Source organism: Microbacterium sp. PA5 (genome assembly GCF_049860775.1).
Taxonomy (GTDB): domain Bacteria; phylum Actinomycetota; class Actinomycetes; order Actinomycetales; family Microbacteriaceae; genus Microbacterium.
Window position 1 is genome coordinate 1,718,564 of sequence record NZ_CP187567.1, and the last position, 22,044, is coordinate 1,740,607.

The window sequence follows — 22,044 nt, forward strand, 5'->3', positions numbered from 1 at the left end:
GGTCTAGCCGCGTAGGACGCGCTCGGTGATGGACTTGCCGCCGCGGCCGATGGCGAGGAGACCGGACTGGGCCAGCTCCTTGATGCCGAACGGCTCGAGCGCGCGCAGGATCGCCTCGATCTTGCCGCGATCGCCGGTGACCTCGACCACCAGGGCATCGGTCGCGTAGTCGACGATCGACGCGCGGAAGAGGTTCACCACCTCGATCACGTTCGACCGGGTCTGATTGTCGGCGCGCACCTTGATGAGCATGTGCTCGCGCTGCACCGACGCGCTCGGGTCGAGCTCGACGATCTTGATGACGTTGATGAGCTTGTTCAGCTGCTTGGTCACCTGCTCCAGCGGCAGCTCCTCGACGTCGACGACCACCGTGATGCGGGACAGGCCCGGCACTTCGGTGACGCCCACCGCGAGCGACTCGATGTTGAAGCCGCGGCGCGCGAACAGGCCGGCGACGCGCGTGAGCAGACCCGGCTTGTTCTCCACGAGGAGACTCAGGACATGACGACTCATCTCAGGCCTCCTCGTCGAACTTCGGCGCGTGATCGCGGGCGTACTGGATGTAGCTGTTGCTCACGCCCTGCGGGACCATCGGCCACACCATGGCGTCGGCGCTGACGACGAAGTCGATGACCACGGGGCGGTCGTTCGTCTCCAGCGCCGTGCGGATCGCGGCGTCCACGTCCTCTTCCTTCTCCACGCGCAGCGCCATGCAGCCGTAGGCCTCGGCGAGCTTGACGAAGTCGGGGATGCGGATGGTGTCGTGCCCCGTGTTGAGGTCGGTGTTGGAGTAGCGCCCGTTGTAGAACAGGGTCTGCCACTGCCGCACCATGCCCAGCGACGAGTTGTTGATGATCGCGACCTTGATCGGGATGTTGTTGATGACGCAGGTGGCGAGCTCCTGATTGGTCATCTGGAAGCAGCCGTCGCCGTCGATCGCCCACACCACCCGGTCGGGTTCGGCGACCTTCGCGCCCATCGCGGCGGGGACCGAGTAGCCCATCGTGCCGGCGCCGCCCGAGTTCAGCCAGGCGTTGGGACGCTCGTACTTGATGAACTGCGCCGCCCACATCTGGTGCTGTCCGACCCCGGCGGCGTAGACGCCCTCCGGGCCGGTGAGCTCGCCGATGCGGGAGATCACGTACTGGGGCGACAGCAGTCCGTCGGTGGGCTGGGCGTAGCCGAGCGGGAACTCGTCGCGGAGTCCGTCGAGGAACGCCCACCAGTCCGTGATGTCGGGCCGCGCGCCGCCGGTGACCGCCTGGAACGCGGCGCCGAGGTCGACGAGCACGTCGCGCAGGTCGCCCACGATCGGGACGTCGGCGCTGCGGATCTTGGAGATCTCCGCGGGGTCGATGTCGACGTGCACCACCTTGGCGTTCGGCGCGAACAGCGCCGCCTTGCCGGTCACCCGATCGTCGAACCGCGCGCCGAGCGACACCAGGAGGTCGGCCTCCTGCAGGGCCAGCACCGCGGGCACGGTGCCGTGCATGCCCGGCATGCCCAGGTGCTGGGCGTGGGAGTCGGGGAAGGCGCCGCGTGCCATGAGCGTCGTCACGACGGGCGCCCCGGTCGCCTCGGCCAGCGCCAGCAGCTCGGCCGACGCCTGGGAGCGGATGACGCCGCCGCCGACGTAAAGCACGGGCTTGCTCGCGCCCGCCAGCAGCTGGGCTGCGGCCTGGATCTGCTTGCCGTGGGCCTTGGTCACGGGCCGGTAGCCGGGGAGGTCGATCTTCGGCGGCCAGACGAAGGGCGCTTCGGCCTGCTGCGCGTCCTTCGTGATGTCCACGAGGACCGGGCCCGGGCGCCCCGTGCCGGCGATCTCATAGGCCGCCGCGATGGCGCCCGGGATGTCGGCGGCGTCCTTGACCAGGAACGAGTGCTTCGTGATCGGCATCGTGATGCCCACGATGTCCGCCTCCTGGAACGCGTCCGTTCCCATGAGGTTCGAGAAGACCTGTCCGGTGATGCAGACGATCGGCACGGAGTCCATGTACGCGTCGGCGATCGCCGTCACCAGGTTGGTGGCACCGGGGCCGCTCGTGGCGATCGCGACGCCCACCTTGTTCGATGCGGCGGCATAGCCCTCGGCCGCATGACCGGCGCCCTGCTCGTGGCGCACCAGCACGTGACGCAGCGCCGAGGAGTCCATGAGCGGGTCGTAGACGGGGAGGATCGCGCCGCCGGGAAGACCGAAGACGTCGGTCACCCCCAGCAGCTCGAGCGAACGGACGACGGCCTCTGCTCCCGTCAGCACGGGGGCGGAGGATCCGCGGGCGGGCGGCCGGGGAACGGCCGCAGATGTGTCGGATGACATGAGTGGACCTCGAATGGTGGAGATGACGCAGTCGGGAAGGCCTCAGCCTGTCGTCGCGCCCTCCGCAGCGGAGCGCACGAGCTTCGAGTACTTGGCCAGGACGCCACGGGTATAGCGCGGAGGAAGGGGCTCCCAGCCGTCCCGGCGGGAGCTCAGCTCAGCCTCGTCGACGAGTAGGTCGAGAGTGCGAGCCGCGATATCGACCCGTATCAGATCACCATCGCGCACGAAGGCGATGGGACCAGCGTCCACCGCTTCGGGTGCTATGTGGCCGATGCACAGGCCGGTTGTGCCGCCTGAGAATCTGCCGTCCGTCAAGAGTAGTACATCTTTTCCGAGCCCCGCGCCCTTGATGGCGGCGGTGATGGCGAGCATCTCGCGCATGCCGGGTCCGCCCTTGGGGCCCTCGTAGCGGATGACCACGACGTCGCCCGCGACGATCTCTCCGGCTTCGAGGGCGTCCATCGCGGCGCGCTCGCGCTCGAACACGCGGGCCGGGCCCTCGAACACCGCGGCGTCGAAGCCGGCCGTCTTCACGACCGCGCCCTCGGGCGCCATGGTGCCGTGGAGGATCGTGATGCCGCCCGTTGCGTGGATCGGATCGTCGAACGTGTGGATGACGGTGCCGTCGATCGGGTCGGGATCGAGTTCGGCGAGGTTCTCGGCGAGCGTTTTGCCGGTCACGGTGAGCGCGTCGCCGTGGAGCAGGCCCTCGTCGAGCATCGCCTTCATGATGACCGGGATCCCGCCGTGACGGTCGACGTCGTTCATGACGTACTTGCCGAACGGCTTCATGTCGGCCACGTGCGGCACCTTGTCGCCGATGCGGTTGAAGTCGTGGAGGCTGAGCTCGACCTCGGCCTCGCGTGCGATCGCGAGGAGGTGGAGCACGACGTTGGTGGAGCCGCCGAGGGCCATCGCCAGCGCGATCGCGTTCTCGAAGGCCTCCTTCGTGAGGATGTCGCGGGTCGTGATGCCCTGGCGCAGCAGGTTCACGACCGCCTCGCCGGAGCGGTGGGCGTAGTAGTCGCGGCGGCGGTCGGCCGACGGCGGCGCCGCCGATCCGGGCAGGCTGAGCCCGAGGGCCTCGGCGACGGAGGCCATCGTGTTCGCGGTGTACATGCCGCCGCAGGCACCCTCGCCGGGCGCGATGGCGCACTCGATCCGCTTGAGGTCGGCCTCGCTCATCTTGCCGGCCAGGCATGCCCCGACCGCCTCGAAGGAGTCGATGATGGTGACGTCCTTCTCGGTGCCGTCGGACAGCTTGACCCAGCCGGGAGCGATCGATCCGGCGTAGAGGAAGACGCTCGACAGGTCCAGCCGCGCCGAGGCCATGAGCATGCCGGGGATCGACTTGTCGCAGCCGGCCAGGAGCACCGATCCGTCGAGGCGCTCGGCCATGATCACCGTCTCGACGGAGTCGGCGATCACTTCGCGCGAGACGAGCGAGAAGTGCATGCCCTCGTGCCCCATCGAGATGCCGTCGGAGACCGAGATCGTGCCGAACTGGAGCGGGTACCCGCCGCCGGCGTGGACGCCTTCCTTGGCGCCCTGCGCGAGCCGGTCGAGGCTCAGGTTGCACGGGGTGATCTCGTTCCAGCTCGAGGCGATGCCGATCTGGGGCTTGTCCCAGTCCTCGTCGCCCATGCCGACGGCGCGCAGCATGCCGCGGGAGGTCGTCGCCTCGATGCCGTCGGTGACGACGCGGCTCCGGGGTTTGATGTCGATGGTGTTGTCGGGCGAAGGCATTCTCGAAGTCTATTCCCGCGCGGCCGCGCGTCGGCGCGCCAGTCCGAGCAGCACGGCGGCCAGTTCGGCCTCGTCGGCCACCCGCATCGTCGCAGCCGTCTCGCCCGCGCCGACGCGGATCCCGACGTCGCCCGGGCCGAGGCTGCGCAGGGCGTCCTCGTCGGTCACGTCGTCGCCCGCGAACAGGACGCCGGTCGCCTCGGTGAGCGCGCGCAGGCGCGCGACGGCGGAGTCCTTCCCCTCGTCGCGGAAGGCGTACTCGGTGATCGAATGACCGACGCGGCGACGCCAGCGCGGCGCACGGGCGGCGACCAGCGCGTCCACGCGCTCGTGCACCTCCCCGGCGCGGCCGGGATCTGCGAGGCGCGTGTGCACCCCGAACCCGAACTCCTTGCGCTCGATCCATGCGCCCTCGACCTCGCCGGCGACGTCCTCGGCGGCCGCACGGAGCTCGTCGCGCAGCGCGATGTCGGCGGCGTCGGAGTCGCGGCGGTCGGCGGCGACCGCACCGGACGGATCCCACCACTGCGCCCCGTGGGACGCCGCCAGCAGGATCGGCGACCGGTCGTCGTGCTCGGCGATCACGCGGAGGTCGTCGAGCGTGCGGCCCGAGACGAAGGCGACCGTCGTCCGCGGCGCCGCGACGAGCGCGGCGACCGCTTCGGCGGCTGCGGGGACCATGCGGGCGGTCATGGGCTCATCGACCAGCGGAGCGAGCGTCCCGTCGAAGTCGAGCGCCACCAGCAGCCGCGGCGTGAGCGCCAGCTCGTCGATGCTCACGCGCGACCCTCCCGCACGGCGCGCAGGTCGCCGAGGAACCGGGCCGACCACGCCGCCACGTCGTTGTCGCGGACGCGACGTCGCAGCGCGCGCATGCGGCGACGACGCTCCTCGGCGGGCATCTCGATGGCGGTCATGACGGCGTCCTTGAGCCCTTCGATGTCGTGGGGGTTCACGCGGACCGCCTGCGTCAGCTCGTCCGCGGCGCCCGCGAACTCGCTCAGCACGAGCACGCCGCCGCCGTCGACGCGACTGGCCACGTACTCCTTCGCGACGAGGTTCATGCCGTCGCGAAGCGCCGTGACCAGCATGACGTCGGCCGCGAGGTAGAGCGCCACCATCTCCTCGCGAGGGTAGGAGTGATGGAGGTAGCGCACCGCGGTGAACCCCATGGTGTCGTGGTCGCCGTTGATGCGCCCCACCGCGAGCTCGATCTCGTCGCGCAGCTGCATGTAGGCCGCGACCCGCTCGCGGCTGGGGCTCGCCACCTGCACGAGCGTCGCGTCGCCGGCGCCGAGGCGCTCCTCGTCGAACAGCTCGCCGACCGCCTTCAGCCGGTGACGGATCCCCTTGGTGTAGTCGAGGCGGTCCACGCCGAGCAGCACGGCGCCGGGGTTGCCGAGCTCCTCTCGGATCTCCGCCGCGCGCGCCTGGATCTCGGGCCTGCGGGCGAGCTCCTCGTAGGAAGCGGTGTCGATCGAGATCGGATACGCCTTGGCGACCGCGGTGCGATGTCCCCCGTCGGTGGGCACGCGGATCGATCCCGCCCGGGTCTCGTAGCCGAAACGGCGACGCACGGCGCGCGCGAAGTTCCCGGCGTCGGCGACGCGCTGGAAGCCGATGACGTCCGCGCCGAGAAGGCCGTCGAGCACCTGGGTGCGCCACGGCAGCTGCGAGAAGATCCCGTATGCGGGGAACGGAATGTGGTGGAAGTAGCCGATGACGAGGTCCGGCCGCAGCTCACGGAGCATCCGGGGCACGAGCTGCAGCTGGTAGTCGTGCACCCACACCGTCGCCCCGTCGCCCGCGGCCGCCGCGGCCGCCTCGGCGAATCGGCGATTGACCCGCACGTACGCCTCCCACCAGGTCCGGTGGTACGTGGGCGCCGCGATGACGTCGTGGTAGAGCGGCCAGATGGTGTCGTTCGAGAACCCCTCGTAGTACTGGGCGATGTCCTCGGCCGACAGCGCGACCGGCACCAGGTGCACGCCGTCGAACTCGAACGGCTCGATCTCGAGACCCGGCTGCCCGGCCCAGCCCACCCACGCACCGCCGGTGCTGCGCACCACGGGCTCGAGCGCGGTCACGAGCCCGCCCGGAGACCGGCGCCACGGGTCCGCGTCGTCGTCTCCGCGATCGACGGGGAGACGGTTGGCGACGACCACGAAATCGGCAGCTGCGGACACAGGGTTCCTTTCGGGGGGCGTATAGCCAGGCTAACAACCGCCTGGCAACCCCCTGCCGGTGCTTGTCACGCCCGGTAGCGTGGTGCTATGCGCAAGTACCTGTTCGGAACCGGCATCATCTCCGCCGTCACCGGTGGCCTCACCCTGCTGCGTTCTGCGCGCGACGACGCGCCCTTCAACTGGCGCACCGCGCTGGCGTGGCTCAGCTGGGCGATCACCTTCGCCCTCGCCATCGGGACGATCGTCGACACGTACCGCGCGTCGCGCGGCGGACTCATCGCCCCGGACTCGCCGGTGGCCGGCGACGAGAAGGACCTCCTGCGGCGACGCGTGCGCGGCCGCTGAGCATCAGCGCGGGAGGGCGTCGCCCGTCAGCGCGCGCAGGTGCAGCGGTCGGCGGCGGCGACGCCCGCGAGAGCCTCGTCGACGTGCAGTCCGCAGCCCTGCCACGTCGTCTTGCCGCAGTTCTGGCACCGTACCGGTGAGCACACGATCTGGATTCCTCTCGTCCACGAAGGCGCGACTGCGCGTGGGACCAGGGTAACGCGACCGCGCGCCGCGAGGGCGCGCCGCGTCAGCGGACGAGGATGAGCGCCTCGCCCTGACCGCCGCCGCCGCACAGACCGACGGCCGCCGTGCCCGACCCGCGCCGGACGAGCTCGTGCACCGCATGCACGACCAGCCGGCACCCGCTCGCGCCGATCGGGTGCCCCAGGGCGATACCGCCGCCGTCGGGATTGACCACGTCGTCCGACAGGCCCAGCTCGGCCTGGGAGCGGGCGACGACGGCGCCGAAGGCCTCGTTGATCTCGACGAGGTCGAGGTCCTCCACTCCGATGCCCTGCTTGTGCAGGGCCCGCTCGATCGCACGCGCCGGCTGCGCGTGCAGCGAGTTGTCCGGCCCCGCCACCTGTCCCGACGCCCCGATCACGGCCAGCACCGGCCAGCCGTTCTCATCTGCGTGAGCGCGATGCGTGATGACGACGGCGGCCGCGCCGTCGGAGATCTGCGACGAGTTGCCCGCGGTGATGGTCCCGTCGGCGCTGAACGCCGGTCGGAGCGCGGCCAGCGCGGCCATCGTCGTCCCCGGCCGGACTCCCTCGTCGGCGGACACGGTGAGCGGGTCGCCCCGTCGCTGCGGGACGACCACCGGCACGAGTTCGGCACGGAACCGTCCCTCGGCCTGCGCCGCCGCCGCGCGCTGGTGCGACCGCACGGCCACGGCGTCCTGCGCCTCGCGCGTCACCTCGAAGCGCGGATTGAGCCGCTCGGTCGACGCGCCCATGCTCTCGTGGTCGTAGGCGTCGGTCAGACCGTCGAACGCCATGTGGTCGAGCACCTCGACCGAGCCGTACGTCCAGCCGTCGCGCGATCCCATGAGCAGGTGCGGCGCCCGGGTCATCGACTCCATGCCGCCGGCGACCACCACCGCGGCGTCGCCCAGCGCGACCATCCTGGCCGCGTCGATGATCGCCGTCAGCCCGGACAGGCACACCTTGTTCACGGCGGAGGCGGGCACGTCCCACCCGATGCCCGCCGCGAGGGCGGCCTGACGCGCGGGGTTCTGTCCCGACCCCGCCGGCAGCACCTGGCCGAGCACGACCGCGTCCACTGCGCCGGCCGGGATGCCCCCGCGGTCGAGGGCGCCCGCGATCGCGAACCCGCCGAGCTGGGGCGCGGTGAACGAGGCGAGCTGCCCCTTGAGTCGGCCCTGCGGCGTGCGCGCGGCGGCGACGATGACGACGTCGTCTCTGCTCATGAGGCGTTCTCCTCCTCGATGCGGACGATGAGCGGTGGGTCGGTGGCGGAGACGACGTCGGCGACGCTCACGCCGGGCGCCGTCTCGACGAGCACGAGTCCTTCGTCGGTGACGTCGATGACGGCGAGGTCGGTGATGATGCGGTCGACCACGCCCCGCCCGGTCAGCGGCAGCGTGCAGGCCTCGACGATCTTGGGCGATCCGTCACGGGCGACGTGCTCCATCAGCACGATCACCCGTGCGGCGCCGTGGACGAGGTCCATCGCCCCGCCCGGGCCCTTCACCATCTTGCCCGGGATCATCCAGTTGGCGAGGTCTCCCCCGGCCGACACCTGCATCGCCCCGAGGATCGCGGCATCGATCTTGCCGCCCCGGATCATCCCGAAGCTGAGCGCCGAGTCGAAGAAGGACGCGCCCGGGCGCACCGTCACCGTCTCCTTCCCCGCGTTGATGAGATCGGGGTCGACCTCGGACTCGACCGGATAGGGACCCACTCCCAGGATGCCGTTCTCGGACTGGAGGACGACCGTCACCCCCTCGGGCACGTGGTTCGGCACGAGCGTGGGCAGACCGATCCCGAGGTTCACCGAAGATCCGTCTGCGAGCTCGCGAGCGGCACGGGCCGCCATCTCCTCCCGGGTGCGCGCCATGTCAGGCCCCCTCTCCCGGCCGCGGCTCGCGGACGGTGCGACGTTCGATGCGCTTCTCGATCCCCGTGCCCACGGCGACGATGCGGTGCACGTAGACCCCGGGCAGGTGCACGCGATCCGGGTCGATCGCCCCCGCGGGCAGGAGCTCCTCGACCTGCGCGACGCAGATGCGTCCGGCCATGGCGGCGAGCGGATTGAAGTTGCGCGCGGCGCGGCGGAAGACGAGATTGCCGTGCGTGTCGCCGGCGGCGGCGTGGACGAGCGCGAAGTCCGTGACGATCGCCTCCTCGAGGACGTAGTCGCGCACCTCGCCGTCCTGCTCGAAGGCGCGCACGTCCTTCGGCGGGGACGCCACGGCGACACCGCCGGCGCCGTCGTACCGGCGGGGCAGGCCGCCCTCGGCCACCTGCGTGCCGATGCCCGTCTGCGTGTAGAACCCGGCGATCCCCGAGCCCCCGGCGCGCAGCTTCTCCGCCAGGGTGCCCTGCGGGGTGAGCTCCAGCTCGAGCTCGCCGGAGAGGAACTGCCGTTCGAACTCGCGGTTCTCCCCGACGTACGACGACGTCATCCGCGCGATGCGCCGGTCGGCCAGCAGGATGCCGAGCCCCCAGTCGTCCACGCCGCAGTTGTTGCTGACGATGCGCAGGTCGCGGGTGCCCTGCCGGTGCAGCGCCTCGATCAGCACCATGGGGTTGCCGGACAGCCCGAAGCCGCCGACCGCGATCGACGCGCCGTCGGGGATGTCGGCGACCGCCTCCGCCGCCGTGGGCCAGGTCTTGTCGATCACGTGCACTCCTTCGTCCGCGCTCCCTCCATCGTCGGTCCCCGGGCGCGTCCGCGCACCCTGTTGTTTGCCATGTGGATGCGCGTCGACGTATTGTCCACATCATGGACGGCATCGACGCGGAGACCTCCGGTTCGCGCGCCGCCGGCCCGACCGTGCCGGGCACGCAGTCGGTCGCCCGGGCCGCCGTCCTGCTGCGTCTGGTGACACAGGCGGGCGACGACGGCGCCACCGTCGCCGATCTGGCCCGGCGCGCGGAGCTCACCCGCCCGACGGCGCACCGGCTGCTGGCCGCGCTCGGACGCGAGGGACTCCTCGACCAGGACGAGGTCACCGGGCGCTGGCTGCCGGGACCCGAGCTCTACCTCATGGGGACCGTCGCGGCGACGCGGTACGACATCACCGCGATCGCGCGCGACATCGTGCGCTCGCTCGCCGTCCGCACCGAGGAGAGCGCGTTCCTCTCGGTGCGCCGGGGAGACGAGACCGTCTGCCTCATCCGCGAGGAGGGCAGCTTCCCGATCCGCTCGTTCGTGCTGTCCGAGGGCGTGCGCTTCCCCCTGGGCGTCGCGAGCGCCGGGCTGGCGATCCTCGCGTTCCTGCCCTCCCACGATGTGGACGCCTACTTCGAGCGGCATCCCGATCTCGCGTCCCGCTGGGGCGCCGCCCACGGGGAGCAGCGGCTGCGCGCGCGGCTGCGCGAGACGCACAGCACGGGCTATGCGGTCAATCCGGGCCTCATCGTGGAGGGAAGCTACGGGTTGGGTGCCGCCGTGTTCACGCGGGCGGGTCACCCGCAGTGGGCGCTGAGCCTCACCGGTGTCGAGTTCCGGTTCGGGCCCGAGCGGCAAGCGGAGCTCGGGCGGACGCTGCTGGCCCATGCGCACCAGCTGACCACGCGCATCGCTGCCAGCGCGCGCTGAGTCCGCGCGCCCCTAGCGCGCGGTCCACCCGCCGTCCATCGTGTAGCTCGCCCCCGTCACCATGCCGGCGCCGTCCGACGCCAGCCACGCGGCGAGCGAGGCCACCTCGCCCGGTTCGATGAGACGCTTGATCGACGATTCGGTCAGCATGATCCGCTCCACGACCTCGCCCGGCGCGATCCCGTGCACGGCCGCCTGATCCGCGATCTGCTTCTCGACCAGCGGTGTGCGCACGTAGGCAGGGTTGATGCAGTTGCTGGTCACCCCGTGGGGGCCGCCCTCGAGCGCGGTCGTCTTCGACAGGCCCTCCAGCGCGTGCTTGGCCGCCACGTAGGCCGACTTGAAGGGGCTCGCGCGCAGCCCGTGGGCGCTGGAGATGTTGATGATGCGCCCACGCCCCCGCGCGTACATCCCGGGGAGGGCGGCCCGGATGAGGAGGAACGGGGCCTCGACCATGAGCCGGTGCATGAACCGCCACCGCTCGGGATCGAACTCGTGGATGGGGGCGACGGTCTGCACCCCGGCGTTGTTCACGAGGATGTCGACGTCGAGGGAGAGGTCATCGAGGCGGCTGGTCGCCGAGAGGTCGACGATCCATGCCTCACCGCCGATCTCGTCCGCCGCCGCGCGGGTCGTCGGCTCGTGGACGTCGGCGATCGTCACCCGTGCGCCGCGTGCGGCGAACTCCCGCGCGCAGGCCAGGCCGATACCACTGGCACCTCCGGTCACCAGCGCGTGCCGGCCCGCGAACTCCGCCTCTGGCATCCAGGCCCTCCCTCTCTCCGCACCCACGGTCGATGCCCATCGTCCGCGGTCCGGCGCCCCGCGTCAATCCCATTGCATACACACGGTATATACTTTTGGTATGCATTACTCCGATGACCTGATCCGGCTGCTCATGGGCGCCCACGCCCTGACGCGCATCGCTTCGCTGGAGACACGGAGCGAGGCGCCGTCGGCGCAGTGGCGCACGCTCGCCCTCCTGCGCGATCACGGCCCGCAGCGGCTGGGCGATCTCGCGACCCTCAGTCGCGTCACGCAGCCGGGCATGACGCGCCTCACCGCCCAGATGGTCGATGCCGGGCTGATCTCCCGATCCGCGGATCCCACCGACTCGCGCGCGAGCATCCTGTCGCTGACCGCCGCGGGGGCCGTCGCGCTCGAGGAGTGGCTGACCCTGCTCGCCGACACGCTCGCCCCGCGCTTCGCCCATCTCGACGACGACGACCTCGCCGCGCTCCGGCGCGCGGCCGACATCCTGGCCGCGGTCGCCGCGCCGGTGGAGCCGGCACGATGACGGGGGCGCGTGCCACGAGCAGCGTCTGGCGCCAGCCCGCCCAGGTGTGGGCGGTCGCGTTCGCCAGCGTGGTGGCGTTCATGGGCATCGGGCTGGTCGATCCGATCCTCCCCGCCATCGCCGAGTCGCTGGCGGCGAGTCCGGTCGAGACCGAGCTCCTCTTCACGAGCTATCTGGTCGTCACCGGCCTCGCCATGCTCGTGACGAGCTGGGTCTCGAGCCGCATCGGCGCAAAGGCGACCATGCTGGCCGGTCTCGGCCTCATCGTCGTGTTCGCGCTCCTGTGCGCCCTCTCGGGCTCGGTCGACGCCGTCATCGGCTTCCGCGCGGGATGGGGCCTCGGCAACGCGCTGTTCATCTCGACCGCGCTGGCCACGATCGTCGGCGCGGCCTCGGGCGGAAGCGCGGCGGCGATCGTGCTGTACGAGGCGGCCCTCGGGCTCGGCATCGCGATCGGGCCGCTGCTCGGCGGCTTCCTCGGCGAGATCAGCTGGCGCGGGCCTTTCTTCGGCGTCGTGGCCCTCATGGCGATCGCCTTCGTCGCGGTGCTGGTGCTCCTGCGCAGCCCGGACCGGGCTCGCACGCCGATCCCCCTCGCGGCGCCGCTGCGCGCCCTGCGCGTGCCCTCGCTGGCCGTGCTGGCCGCTGCCGCCCTCTTCTACAACATCGGCTTCTTCGTGCTGCTGGCGTTCTCGCCGTTCCCGCTCGGCTTCGGTGCGATGGGCATCGGGCTGACCTTCTTCGGATGGGGCGTCGCGCTCGCGATCACCAGCGTGTGGATCGCCCCGCTCCTGCTGCGCCGGCTCGCACGGACGACCGCCATGCTCATCGTCCTGCCCCTGCTCGCCGCCGATCTCCTGGCCGCCGCGCTGATGGTCGAGGAGCCCGCCGGCCTGGTCGTCTGCATCGTCGTGGGCGGGCTGCTGCTCGGCCTCATGAACACGATCCTCACGGAGTCGGTGATGGAGGCGACAGACCTGCCGCGCTCCGTCGCGAGCTCCGCGTACTCGGCCGTGCGCTTCCTCGGCGGCGCGGCAGCACCGCCCGTCGCGGCGCTGCTGTGGCACGCGTTCGGCGCCGCCGTGCCGTTCGTCTTCGCCGCGGCCTCGGTGCTGGTGTCGGCCGCCGTCCTCGCCCTCGGGCGGAGGGCGCTCTCCCGCATCGACGCGCGCGAGGCGGATGCCGGCGATGAGGCCGCAGCGGTCCTCGTCGGCGACGCGGTGTGAGGAGTCGGCCAAGCCACGACTCCGCGGTCGGTGGCAGGGCGCCGACGCGTCAGGGGATGGGCCAGCTGAGGCCCTTGACCGAGACGTCCGTCAACGTGACCCCGGACACTTCGCTCAACATCTGCAGGCGGAGCCGATGGTTGGTGCTGCCGAGGCTGGCGACGGTCGAAACCTGACCTGACGTCGAGCCCGACGTGCCGATGACTTCGATCGTGCCGAGCGACAGGACGTTGGCGGTATCGGTGTTGTACTTCACGAAACGGAACTTGGCGATTTGGCCGGCGCCGAGTCCCTCGATGACGAAGTGGGCCGAGACGGATACGAGACTCGTCCCCTTCTCGACCGACAGGGTGTCCGGATCCGGGCGCACCCAGGTCCAGTCGGAGGTGGGGAAGTTCTGAGTCGTGCCATAGTCCTGCTCGATGTAGCTGGGCATTTCTTCTCCGATGGGTTGAGGAATCGAGTCGGGATAGGGGGCGGCGCGCACGATCTGCTCGGGATCGATTCGATTGCCCCCCGGCGAGGGGACGTGACGACTGAACCCGCCCTGATACATCTCGAGATGCAGGTGGACAGGCCAACTGCCCCCCGTCTGACCCATGGTGCCGAGCACCTGGCCAGCCACAACCTGGTCGCCGACGCCGACGACCGGCGTCGACTCCAGGTGCGCGTACAAGGTGTAGTAGTCACCCGCGTGAGCAATGACCGCGCAGAATCCGAGATAGTCGATCCATTCGCTCCGGATGACTTCGCCCGCCGCCATCGAGTACACCGGGGAGTCGGTGTACCCGACCCGCTGCATGTCCAGCGCGCGGTGCAGACCGTCGGGCTCGTACGGGTAGTTGCCGTTGCCTTCCCAGTCCTGGGTGTACGTGATCGGACCATCGAGAGGCTTCACCCAGGCCGGAGCATCGGCCCTCGCGACGAGCGGGACGAGCCCTTCGCCTGCCAAGTACACGAGCGACCCCAGGGCGCCGCCGATCATGACTTGCCTACGTGTCAGCATCCACCGGGGTTCTGCATCGTATCCGTCAGCGCACATGCAGCGACGCTAGCGCACGCTTGTCGCTGAGGGCACGTCCCGTCCCGAAAAAAGCGCCCCCACGCACTCGCGGGCTGTCGCTCACCACGTCCCTCCGCACGAGCAGAAGGCCCCGGTCACTGGCGAGAGTGACCGGGGCCTTCTGTGGTGCACCCCCTGGGACTCGAACCCAGAACCCACTGATTAAGAGTCAGTTGCTCTGCCGATTGAGCTAGAGGTGCAGGCTGTTCGCTGCGAGGCGAACCGAGGGTCAACGTTATCATCCCGATGCCGTCTCCCGCCAATCGAGGCGACCACCCCGCGTATCCTGGAGCACGTGACCACCCCCGCCGCCACGCCCTCCTGGAACGCGCCGTTCGACGGGGATCTCTCGGGCGATCTCGCGCTGGCGCTGCGGCTGGCCGACGCGGCGGACGCGGTGGCCATGGCGCGGTTCGACGCATCCGACCTCGAGGTCCGCACGAAGGCCGACGCGACCCACGTGACGGAGGCGGACCTCGCCACCGAGAGAGCGATCCGCACGATCCTCGCCGAAGAGCGCCCCGAGGACAGCATCCTGGGCGAGGAGTTCGGCACCGGAGGAGCCAGCGACCGCCGGTGGGTGATCGACCCGATCGACGGCACCGCCAACTACCTCAAGGGCATCCCCCTGTGGACGACGCTGATCGCCCTCGCGATCGACGGTGTGCCGCGGGTGGGCGTCGCCAGCCAGCCCGCGATCGGACGGCGCTGGTGGGCGGCAGCCGGCATGGGCGCGTGGACGAACAGCGCGTCCGGTGCGCCTCGCCGCCTGCGCGTGTCGACGGTCTCCGACGTGGGCGCCGCGAGCATCAGCTTCCAGAGCATCGGCCAGTGGGAGGGCGCGGGGCGCATAGACGCACTCCTGCGGGTGAGTCGTGCGGTCTGGCGCGACCGCGGGTACGGCGACGCCTGGCCGTACATGCTGCTCGCGGAGGGACGGCTGGAGTTCGTCGCGGAGTTCGACGTCAAGGAGTACGACATCGCCGCGCTCGTTCCCATCGTGACCGAGGCCGGCGGCCGGTTCACCGACATCGACGGCGTCGACACCATCTCGACGCGGTCGTCGCTGGCCACGAACGGCGTCCTGCACGACGAGTTCCTCTCCCTCATCCACGCTGCTCGCTGAACCGGAGCCCCCGCCGCATGATCGCTCGCGTCCCCTCTCGCCTCGCCCTCACCGTGCTCCTGGCCGCGGGCATCGCGGTCGCGGCCTCCGCGTGCGCGCCGTCCCCGGCGCCCGCGCCGACGATGCCGGGCGACGGAGGCACGACGGAGACCGTCGCACCCGTCGACCCGAGCGCCTCCCCCGGCCCGGAGGAGACGGGGAACGCGGTCGACCCCGCGACCGTGACGTGCGAGAACCTCATCGGCCCCGATCTGGTCACCGAGCTCACCGACCAGGGGTGGACCGCGAGGAAGGACCCGTTCGTCATCGGCGACACCGAGCTCCCCGACGGGACGGCGTGCACGTGGGGCGACTTCGACAACACGACCGGCGACGACCTGCTGCTGTTCGGCTGGTCCCCCATCACCGCGGAGGAGGCCGCCACCGTGCAGACCTCGCTGGAGGCGGAGGGGTGGATCGCCGAGGACGGATCCGAGGGGCTGTACGTCACCGAGGACCCGGCACAGGCGATCGCCGTCGACGAGGACGGCTACGGCATGACGTACCTGTTCGGGGACGGCTGGGTCATGGTGTCCGACACCAAGCAGGGACTCATCCTGATCGAGCGCCCCGGCGCATAGCCGGCTCGTCTCCCGCGGTCCTCTGCCCGGCCGGGCAGCGATGCCGGGCGGTGATGGTCGCGCGGCGGCCTCCGAAGTAGAGTCGGGGCGGAAGCGTCGGAGGGCGCGAGGAGCCGAGCGCGGAGGGCACCGATGGCACACGTCGACACGATCGTGGTCGGAGCGGGCGTCGCCGGACTCACCGCCGCCGGACTCCTCACCGACGCGGGGCGCCGCGTCGTGGTCCTGGAGGCACGCGATCGCGTCGGAGGACGCGTCTGGAGCGATGACGACGGGGGCGTCGTCACCGACCGCGGCGCGTCCTGGATCCACGGCATCACCGACAGCCCCGTCGCCGCCGCTGCTTCGGCCTTCGGCATGCGGATGGTCGAGTTCACCGTCGGCGGCTACCAGCCCGACAGCCGGCCGATCGCCTACTACGGGCCCGACGGGCGCCGGCTGTCGGATGCCGACGCGCAGCAGCACATCGATGACATCCACGCGGTCGACGCCGCGCTGGTCGAGATCATCGAGGCGTCGGCTGCCGACGCCTCGTACCGCGACGTCACGGAGCGCGCCCTCGCGGCGCAGGAGTGGGAACCCGACCGCGCCCAGCGCGTGCGGGAGTACCTCGAGCACCGCAGCGAGGAGCAGTACGGCGCCTGGATCGAGGACCTGGCCGCCCACGGCCTCGACGACGACGCGATCGACGGGGACGAGGTCGTCTTCCCGGAGGGGTACGCCCGACTCCCGGAGGGACTCGCCCGCGGTCTCGACGTACGGCTCGGGCACCTCGTCACGCGGGTGGCCTGGTCGGCCGACGGCGTGACCGTGCACGTGGGCGACGAGGCGTTCACGGCCGACACGGCGGTCGTCACCGTCCCCGTGGGCGTGCTGCAGTCCGGCGCCTTCGAGATCGAGCCTCCGCTTCCTCCCGAGGTGGCCGCGCCGCTGTCGCGTCTGCGGATGAACGCCTTCGAGAAGGTCTTCCTGCGCTTCCCCACCCGGTTCTGGGACGAGGGCGTCTACGCGATCCGGCAGCAGGGACCGGAGAGCCGGTGGTGGCACTCCTGGTACGACCTGACCCCGCTGCACGGCGTCCCCACACTCCTCACCTTCGCCGCCGGTCCCGCCGCCGTGCAGACCCGCGACTGGACCGACCGGGAGATCGTCGACGCGGTCCTGGCCCAGCTGCACCGCCTGTACGGCGAGCGGGTCGAGCAGCCGACGCACGTGACCGTGACCGACTGGCAGGACGACCCGTTCAGCCACGGCTCCTACGCCTACATGACGGTCGGTTCCACGACGGACGACCACGATGCGCTCGCCATGCCCGTCGGCGGCGTCCTCCATCTCGCCGGCGAGGCGACCTGGACCGAGGACCCCGCCACGGTCACCGCGGCGATGATGTCGGGTCACCGCGCCGCCTCGCGGATCCTGCAGCGCGACGTCGCCATCGATCGGGCCTGGCTGAGGGACTGACCCCGCGCGGCGCCCGCCGGGCGGACTACATCTCGGGTCCGCGCCGTCTCGCCGCCCGCTCCCTCTCCCGGTCTCGCAGGCACGCCACCACCTGGGTGCCGATCCGCCGGCCCCATCGCGCGTAGGTCCGGGCGGTGAGATCGTTCGCCGCGTCGAGGGCGATCATCGGCGTGCCCGAGGCGGCGCAGATCCGCCGCGTCTCGGCGTCCAGCAGCCGGGCGTGGCGCCCGGTCAGGCGACGCGCGAACGGCGAGAGGGTGCGGGTCAGCTGCATGCTGGCGGTGCTCGTGACGACGATCGATGCGGAACTGCCGACCGTCAGGGTGAGCAGCGTCGAGGTGTTGTACAGGCGCGATCTCTCGCGAGCGGCGGCGGACCCGTCCTCGGGGCGGTCCCACAGCTCGCCGTCGATGATGATCCACGCGATGACGATGGCGATCGAGGCGATCGAGGCGGCGCCCAGACGCCAGCCCGACAGGGATGCCGCCAGCAGCCACACCGTCGGCTCGATGGTCGCGACCGCGCCGGTGGCCAGCGCGGCGACGAGGGCCGACTTGAGCCCCGCGGCGAGGAGCCACGGCCGGTTCGCGAGCACCATGCCCAGGAGAACCCGACCCCGCCCGCTCAGACCCGGGAGCGTCACCCGCTCCTCGTGCGGCGGCGAGGACCCCGCCATGTCGGTGACGAGTCCGCGCACCGTGCGACGTGCGCGGGAGCGGACGCGGAGGCCTCCCAGAGCGGGCAGCGACAGCACGGCGGCTTTGCGTCGCGTGTCGAGCGCCGCGACGAGGTAGCGCCCGTCGTCGTCGCGGAGCGGGAGCTCCGTCACACCGATCACGAGGTCCCACTGATGGGCCAGGGCCCGCGCCCGCAGCCGCGCCAAGGCGATGTCGACATCCTCGGAGCCCAGCGTGAAGGGCTCGCTCACGAACTCGACCTCCCACACCTCGACGCTCGCCTCCGCGGACGGGGTGAGGTCCGTCATGCGGCGCGCCACGTCGGTGGGCGATGCGGGATCGGCCACCAGTCCTACCCGGATCGGCTCCATGCCCGCACCGTACACCCCGCCTTCGGGCCGGACGACGGCCGTCACGACGAAGGGCCCGGGATCCGCGTGGCGACGCGGCTCTCGGGCCCTTCTTCGTGTGACAGCGGCATCGTGGAGATGGGGGGAATCGAACCCCCGTCCATCGCTGAAAAGCGGCGTCTTCTCCGGGCGCAGTCTGTGTAAGTCGTTCTGCTCGGCCCCAACCCTTGGTCACAGACACCCGAGTTGACGAGCCCAGTCCGGGAGAAGTCCCACGCGACGTCCGGACGCCGTCGCGCAGCAAGATCCCTTAGATGACGCCAGGGAACGTGACGGGATCAGTCACGCACTGACGGACTCGGGCTCGCTGCTCAGGCAGCGAGGGCGAAGTCGGACTGCTTCTTTTCGGCAGTTATTGTTTCGCAGAGATCGTTAACGAGATAACCCTGCATCCTCGGCCCGCTTCCCGCAGCAACGCAGGCGATGTCGAAACCGATCATCCCCGAGGCGCCGTTGAGGCAGAGGCCACTGTCACACTGTGGAGTTGTCATCCCTCACGGGAATCGAGTTCCCGGATGCGTGCACCCGAGCATTACAGCTTACAACACATGCCCACCTCCCACCATTCCACGTAGAGTCGCGGCATGAGCGAAGTCATCATCACCGTCCGCGGCGAGAACGAGGCGCGCGTCGCCCCCGAGCGCGCGGTCGCGCACGTCTCCGTCACCGCCGACGGTCCCGAGCGGGGCGCCGTGGTGGAGCGGATCGCCGCGCTGGCGACTCCCGTCCGCGACGACCTCGCGGCCCGCAAGGCCGCCGGGGCGCTGACGGACTGGTCCAGCCAGCGCGTCTCGGTCTGGTCGGAACGGCCCTGGAACAACGAAGGCCGCCAGCTCGCCCTCGTCCATCACGCCTCGGTCGAGCTGACCGCCACCTTCACCGACTTCATGGTGCTCTCGGACTGGCTGAACGGGCTCGCCGAGCGCGACGGCCTGCAGGTCGGCGCCGTCGAGTGGCTCCTCTCCCCCGAGACCCGGTCCCGCGTGGAGCGCGACGTGGCCACGGCGGCGGTCGCGGTGGCCGTCGACCGCGCCACGGCCTACGCGGGCGCCCTCGGGCTGACGGCGGTGACGCCGCTGGAGATCGCCGACCTGGGGCTGCTTACCGGCGGGCAGGAGGGCGCGCCGTCGCCGAGGATGTTCGCGAAGGCGGCGATGGACTCCGCGGGAGCTCCGGCGGTGGACTTCCAGCCCGACGACATCGTGGTCTCCGCCGCGGTCGAGGCCCGCTTCCGCGCTGCCTGACGGTCGTGGCCGCAGGCGTCAGTCGCCGAGTCGGTTGCGCGTGCGCATCGCCCGCTCGGCTTCGCGCTTGTCCTCGCGCTCGCGGATCGTCTGGCGCTTCTCGTACTCGCGCTTTCCCTTCGCGACCGCGATCTCGACCTTGGCACGACCGTCGCTGAAGTAGAGCTTGAGCGGCACCAGCGTGTAGCCGCCGGCGCTAACCGCGTGAGAGAGCTTGATGATCTCGTCCTTGTGGAGGAGCAGCTTCCGGGTGCGCTTGGCCGAATGGTTCGTCCAGTGGCCCTGCGAGTACTCGGGGATGTTCACGGCGTCGAGGTAGGCCTGACCGCCGTCGATGTACGCGTAGCCGTCGCTGAGGTTCGCCCGTCCCTGACGCAGCGACTTCACCTCGGTGCCGGTGAGCACCAGGCCCGCCTCGTACGTCTTCTCGATGGCGTACTCGTGGTGCGCGCGACGGTTGGTCGCGATGACCTTCTCCCCGCGTTCCCTGGGCATGATGACTCCTCGTGGTTCGCCGTCCGGACGGGTCGAGGGGACGGCAGCCGTCCAGCCTACCTCAGGCGCGGAGCCACCGTCGGATCGCGAACCCGGCCGACGCCGCCGCCAGGACCAGCCCGATGACGATGAGCGCCGGGATCACGACCGCAGCGTCCCTCATGCCCACCCAGGAGGTGATGAAGTCCACACGGTCACGCAGGTAGCCGTTCACGCCGAACTGGATGCCGGCGACGATGGCGATGCTCGCCAGTACCGATCCGATGAGCGCCGCGAACATGCCCTCGAGGATGAAGGGGGTCTGGATGAACCGGTTCGACGCGCCCACGAGTCGCATGATCCCCAGCTCCCGTCGCCGCGCGAACGCCGAGAGGCGGATCGTGGTGGCGATGAGGAGCACGGCGGCGATGAGCATCAGCACGGCGATGCCGACCGCGATGTAGGTGGCGACGGTGAGCGCGGAGAACAGCGGATCCAGGTACTGCATCTGGTTCTGCACGCCGTCGACGCCCGCCATGCTGCGGAACGCCTCTTCGATCACGTCCGCGCGCGTGGGGTCGACGAGGTTGATCCGGAAGGCCTCGTTCATCTGATCCTCGGTCACGAACTCGGCGTAGTCCTCGCCGTAGAGGTCGAGCACCGCCTGGTACGCCTCTTCCCGCGACTCGAAGTCGTAGTCGCTGACCACCGACTGCAGCGCGGGACTGTCGAGCTTCTCCTGCACGGCGAGGATCTGATCGTCGCTGGCCACCCCGTCGGTGCAGTTCGGTCCCGACGAGATGGAGCTGCACAGGAACACCGCCACCTGCGCGCGATCGACCCAGAAGTCGTGCATCTTGGCGATCTGCATCTGCATGAGCATCGCGGCGCCGACGAAGGTGAGCGAGACGAAGGTGACGAGGATGACCGAGATCACCATCGACGCGTTGCGACGGAGCCCCAGGAGCGCCTCGCCCAGGATCAGGCCGATTCTCACGAGGTCGGCCCCACTTCGTCGTCGTCCTCGTCGGCCAGGCCCAGGCGGTCGGCGGCGCCGAGCCCACCGAGTCCGAGCTCCTGCAGGTCGACCGCGGGCGCGGCGATCTGGATGGGCCGGGTCGAGGGCTCCGGCTCCGCCGGGGCGGGTGGTGTCGTCACCTCGGGCGTCACCGGCGCCTTATCGGCGGCAGGAGACGCCGCCACCGCCGCGGCCGCCGCGGAGGCCGCCGCCGCAGCAGCCGCTGCCGCCGCCGATGCGGGCTGGGCGGCGATCTCCCGCTGCAGCTGGAGCACCGCCGTGAGCGCCGCCGTGGCCGCCGCGCCCCTCTCCTCCTGCGGCGCGAGACTCGGGATTGCGGAGGTGTCGCCGTAACCGCCGTGGCGGTCGTCGCGCACCAGCACGCCGCCGCGCAGCTCGATCACGCGCCGCTGCATCTCGTTCACGAATCCGGCCTCGTGGGTGGCCATCACCACCGTCGTACCGCCGGCGTTGATGCGGCTGAGTAGCTGCATGATGTCGACCGAGGTCGCGGGGTCGAGGTTTCCGGTCGGCTCGTCGGCGAGGAGGATCTGCGGGCGGTTGACGAGCGCGCGGGCGATGGCCACGCGCTGCTGCTCACCGCCGGAGAGCTCATGCGGCAGCCGCTTGTCCTTGCCCTCGAGGCCGACGAGCGCCAGCACCTCGGGGACCGCCTGCTGGATGAACGCGCGCGACGAGCCGATGACCTGCAGTGTGAAGGCGACGTTCTGGAACACGGTCTTCCCCGGCAGCAGCCGGAAGTCCTGGAAGACCGACCCGATGTGGCGCCGGAAGTACGGCACCTTGCGCGTGGACAGCGTCCGCAGGTCGCGGCCGAGCACGACCACGCGGCCGTCGCTCGGGCTGTCCTCCCGCAGGATCAGGCGCAGGCACGACGACTTGCCGGAGCCGGAGGCGCCGACGAGGAACACGAATTCTCCGCGCTGCACCTCGAAGCCGACGTCGTGCAGCGCCGGCTTGCTCGTCCCGCGGTAGCGCTTGGTGACGTTCTCGAACCGGATCATGACCCGTCGAGCCTAAGCGCGGCCGTTGCGGATGC

General features: G+C 70.9%; 22 protein-coding genes, 1 tRNA gene and 1 other RNA gene. 8 read left to right on the top strand and 16 right to left on the bottom strand.

Features of this window, described 5'->3' with window-relative positions:
• Window positions 1-3: 3 nt before the first annotated feature.
• The 5 genes from ilvN to ACPWUT_RS08075 are packed head-to-tail and all read right to left on the bottom strand — an operon-like array spanning window position 4 to window position 6,252.
• On the bottom strand, window positions 4-513 hold the full coding sequence (gene ilvN / locus ACPWUT_RS08055; protein ID WP_284527454.1) for an acetolactate synthase small subunit: 510 nt from the start codon (window positions 511-513) through the stop codon (window positions 4-6).
• Between the two features lies 1 nt (window position 514).
• Window positions 515-2,317 (bottom strand): acetolactate synthase large subunit, encoded by a 1,803-nt coding sequence (locus ACPWUT_RS08060; protein ID WP_284527455.1) that lies wholly within the window; start codon window positions 2,315-2,317, stop codon window positions 515-517.
• A gap of 42 nt (window positions 2,318-2,359) precedes the next feature.
• On the bottom strand, window positions 2,360-4,066 hold the full coding sequence (gene ilvD / locus ACPWUT_RS08065) for a dihydroxy-acid dehydratase (protein WP_425836366.1): 1,707 nt from the start codon (window positions 4,064-4,066) through the stop codon (window positions 2,360-2,362).
• A gap of 9 nt (window positions 4,067-4,075) precedes the next feature.
• Window positions 4,076-4,846 carry a trehalose-phosphatase gene (gene otsB / locus ACPWUT_RS08070; RefSeq protein ID WP_284527457.1) on the bottom strand — a complete coding sequence of 257 codons (771 nt, stop codon included), beginning with the start codon at window positions 4,844-4,846 and terminating at the stop codon, window positions 4,076-4,078.
• Window positions 4,843-6,252: an alpha,alpha-trehalose-phosphate synthase (UDP-forming) gene (locus ACPWUT_RS08075; protein WP_425836370.1), complete on the bottom strand. Its 1,410-nt coding sequence runs from the start codon at window positions 6,250-6,252 to the stop codon at window positions 4,843-4,845. The genes otsB and ACPWUT_RS08075 overlap by 4 nt, the downstream gene beginning before the upstream one ends.
• An 87-nt stretch (window positions 6,253-6,339) precedes the next feature.
• Here ACPWUT_RS08075 and ACPWUT_RS08080 point away from each other — a divergent pair, with 87 nt between their 5' ends.
• On the top strand, window positions 6,340-6,597 hold the full coding sequence (locus tag ACPWUT_RS08080) for a hypothetical protein (protein ID WP_284527459.1): 258 nt from the start codon (window positions 6,340-6,342) through the stop codon (window positions 6,595-6,597).
• 229 nt (window positions 6,598-6,826) lie between these two features.
• Here ACPWUT_RS08080 and ACPWUT_RS08085 read toward each other — a convergent pair whose 3' ends face one another.
• The 3 genes from ACPWUT_RS08085 to ACPWUT_RS08095 are packed head-to-tail and all read right to left on the bottom strand — an operon-like array spanning window position 6,827 to window position 9,448.
• Window positions 6,827-8,011, bottom strand: coding sequence for an acetyl-CoA C-acetyltransferase (locus ACPWUT_RS08085; RefSeq protein ID WP_425836373.1), 1,185 nt, complete (start codon window positions 8,009-8,011; stop codon window positions 6,827-6,829).
• Window positions 8,008-8,661, bottom strand: coding sequence for a CoA transferase subunit B (locus tag ACPWUT_RS08090; protein ID WP_425836376.1), 654 nt, complete (start codon window positions 8,659-8,661; stop codon window positions 8,008-8,010). The genes ACPWUT_RS08085 and ACPWUT_RS08090 overlap by 4 nt, the downstream gene beginning before the upstream one ends.
• A 1-nt stretch (window position 8,662) precedes the next feature.
• Window positions 8,663-9,448: a CoA transferase subunit A gene (locus ACPWUT_RS08095; protein WP_284527462.1), complete on the bottom strand. Its 786-nt coding sequence runs from the start codon at window positions 9,446-9,448 to the stop codon at window positions 8,663-8,665.
• Window positions 9,449-9,549: 101 nt separating this feature from the next.
• Here ACPWUT_RS08095 and ACPWUT_RS08100 point away from each other — a divergent pair, with 101 nt between their 5' ends.
• Entirely contained in the window at window positions 9,550-10,368 is an 819-nt protein-coding gene (locus ACPWUT_RS08100; protein ID WP_425836381.1) for an IclR family transcriptional regulator, read from the top strand.
• A gap of 12 nt (window positions 10,369-10,380) precedes the next feature.
• Here the strand turns inward: ACPWUT_RS08100 and ACPWUT_RS08105 are convergent, their stop codons facing one another.
• Complete coding sequence (locus ACPWUT_RS08105) at window positions 10,381-11,133, bottom strand: 3-hydroxybutyrate dehydrogenase (protein WP_425836384.1); 753 nt, start codon at window positions 11,131-11,133, stop codon at window positions 10,381-10,383.
• Between the two features lie 100 nt (window positions 11,134-11,233).
• Here ACPWUT_RS08105 and ACPWUT_RS08110 point away from each other — a divergent pair, with 100 nt between their 5' ends.
• Window positions 11,234-11,665, top strand: a complete 432-nt coding sequence (locus ACPWUT_RS08110) for a MarR family winged helix-turn-helix transcriptional regulator (protein ID WP_284527465.1) — start codon at window positions 11,234-11,236, stop codon at window positions 11,663-11,665.
• A complete protein-coding gene (locus ACPWUT_RS08115) occupies window positions 11,662-12,891 on the top strand; it encodes an MFS transporter (protein WP_425836388.1) in 1,230 nt (409 codons plus the stop codon). Before ACPWUT_RS08110 ends, ACPWUT_RS08115 begins: the two co-directional genes overlap by 4 nt.
• A 49-nt stretch (window positions 12,892-12,940) precedes the next feature.
• On the opposite strand, the gene ACPWUT_RS08120 is transcribed toward ACPWUT_RS08115, so the two are convergent.
• Together ACPWUT_RS08120 and ACPWUT_RS08125 are read right to left on the bottom strand one after the other, a co-directional pair.
• A complete protein-coding gene (locus ACPWUT_RS08120) occupies window positions 12,941-13,876 on the bottom strand; it encodes a M23 family metallopeptidase (protein WP_425836391.1) in 936 nt (311 codons plus the stop codon).
• 202 nt (window positions 13,877-14,078) lie between these two features.
• Window positions 14,079-14,154, bottom strand: a tRNA-Lys gene (locus tag ACPWUT_RS08125).
• Window positions 14,155-14,249: 95 nt separating this feature from the next.
• On the opposite strand from ACPWUT_RS08125, the gene ACPWUT_RS08130 reads away from it, so the two are divergent.
• The 3 genes from ACPWUT_RS08130 to ACPWUT_RS08140 all read left to right on the top strand — a co-directional run bounded on the left by ACPWUT_RS08130 (window position 14,250) and on the right by ACPWUT_RS08140 (window position 17,161).
• Complete coding sequence (locus ACPWUT_RS08130) at window positions 14,250-15,080, top strand: inositol monophosphatase family protein (protein ID WP_284527467.1); 831 nt, start codon at window positions 14,250-14,252, stop codon at window positions 15,078-15,080.
• Window positions 15,081-15,097: 17 nt separating this feature from the next.
• Window positions 15,098-15,700, top strand: a complete 603-nt coding sequence (locus tag ACPWUT_RS08135; protein ID WP_425836395.1) for a hypothetical protein — start codon at window positions 15,098-15,100, stop codon at window positions 15,698-15,700.
• A 132-nt stretch (window positions 15,701-15,832) separates the two neighbouring features.
• Window positions 15,833-17,161, top strand: coding sequence for a flavin monoamine oxidase family protein (locus ACPWUT_RS08140; RefSeq protein ID WP_425836398.1), 1,329 nt, complete (start codon window positions 15,833-15,835; stop codon window positions 17,159-17,161).
• Between the two features lie 25 nt (window positions 17,162-17,186).
• Here the strand turns inward: ACPWUT_RS08140 and ACPWUT_RS08145 are convergent, their stop codons facing one another.
• Together ACPWUT_RS08145 and ssrA are read right to left on the bottom strand one after the other, a co-directional pair.
• The gene (locus ACPWUT_RS08145; protein WP_425836401.1) at window positions 17,187-18,209 is read right to left on the bottom strand and encodes a hypothetical protein; all 1,023 of its coding nucleotides are present in this window, start codon (window positions 18,207-18,209) and stop codon (window positions 17,187-17,189) included.
• A gap of 109 nt (window positions 18,210-18,318) precedes the next feature.
• Window positions 18,319-18,692: a transfer-messenger RNA gene (ssrA, locus tag ACPWUT_RS08150) on the bottom strand.
• Between the two features lie 140 nt (window positions 18,693-18,832).
• Here ssrA and ACPWUT_RS08155 point away from each other — a divergent pair.
• Window positions 18,833-19,492 carry an SIMPL domain-containing protein gene (locus ACPWUT_RS08155; protein ID WP_284527471.1) on the top strand — a complete coding sequence of 220 codons (660 nt, stop codon included), beginning with the start codon at window positions 18,833-18,835 and terminating at the stop codon, window positions 19,490-19,492.
• A gap of 18 nt (window positions 19,493-19,510) precedes the next feature.
• Here the strand turns inward: ACPWUT_RS08155 and smpB are convergent, their stop codons facing one another.
• The 3 genes from smpB to ftsE all read right to left on the bottom strand — a co-directional run bounded on the left by smpB (window position 19,511) and on the right by ftsE (window position 22,009).
• Window positions 19,511-19,987, bottom strand: a complete 477-nt coding sequence (gene smpB / locus ACPWUT_RS08160; protein ID WP_284527472.1) for an SsrA-binding protein SmpB — start codon at window positions 19,985-19,987, stop codon at window positions 19,511-19,513.
• 61 nt (window positions 19,988-20,048) lie between these two features.
• Window positions 20,049-20,963, bottom strand: a complete 915-nt coding sequence (ftsX, locus tag ACPWUT_RS08165) for a permease-like cell division protein FtsX (RefSeq protein ID WP_284527473.1) — start codon at window positions 20,961-20,963, stop codon at window positions 20,049-20,051.
• Entirely contained in the window at window positions 20,960-22,009 is a 1,050-nt protein-coding gene (gene ftsE, locus ACPWUT_RS08170) for a cell division ATP-binding protein FtsE (protein WP_425836406.1), read from the bottom strand. The genes ftsX and ftsE overlap by 4 nt, the downstream gene beginning before the upstream one ends.
• Window positions 22,010-22,044 lie beyond the last annotated feature (35 nt).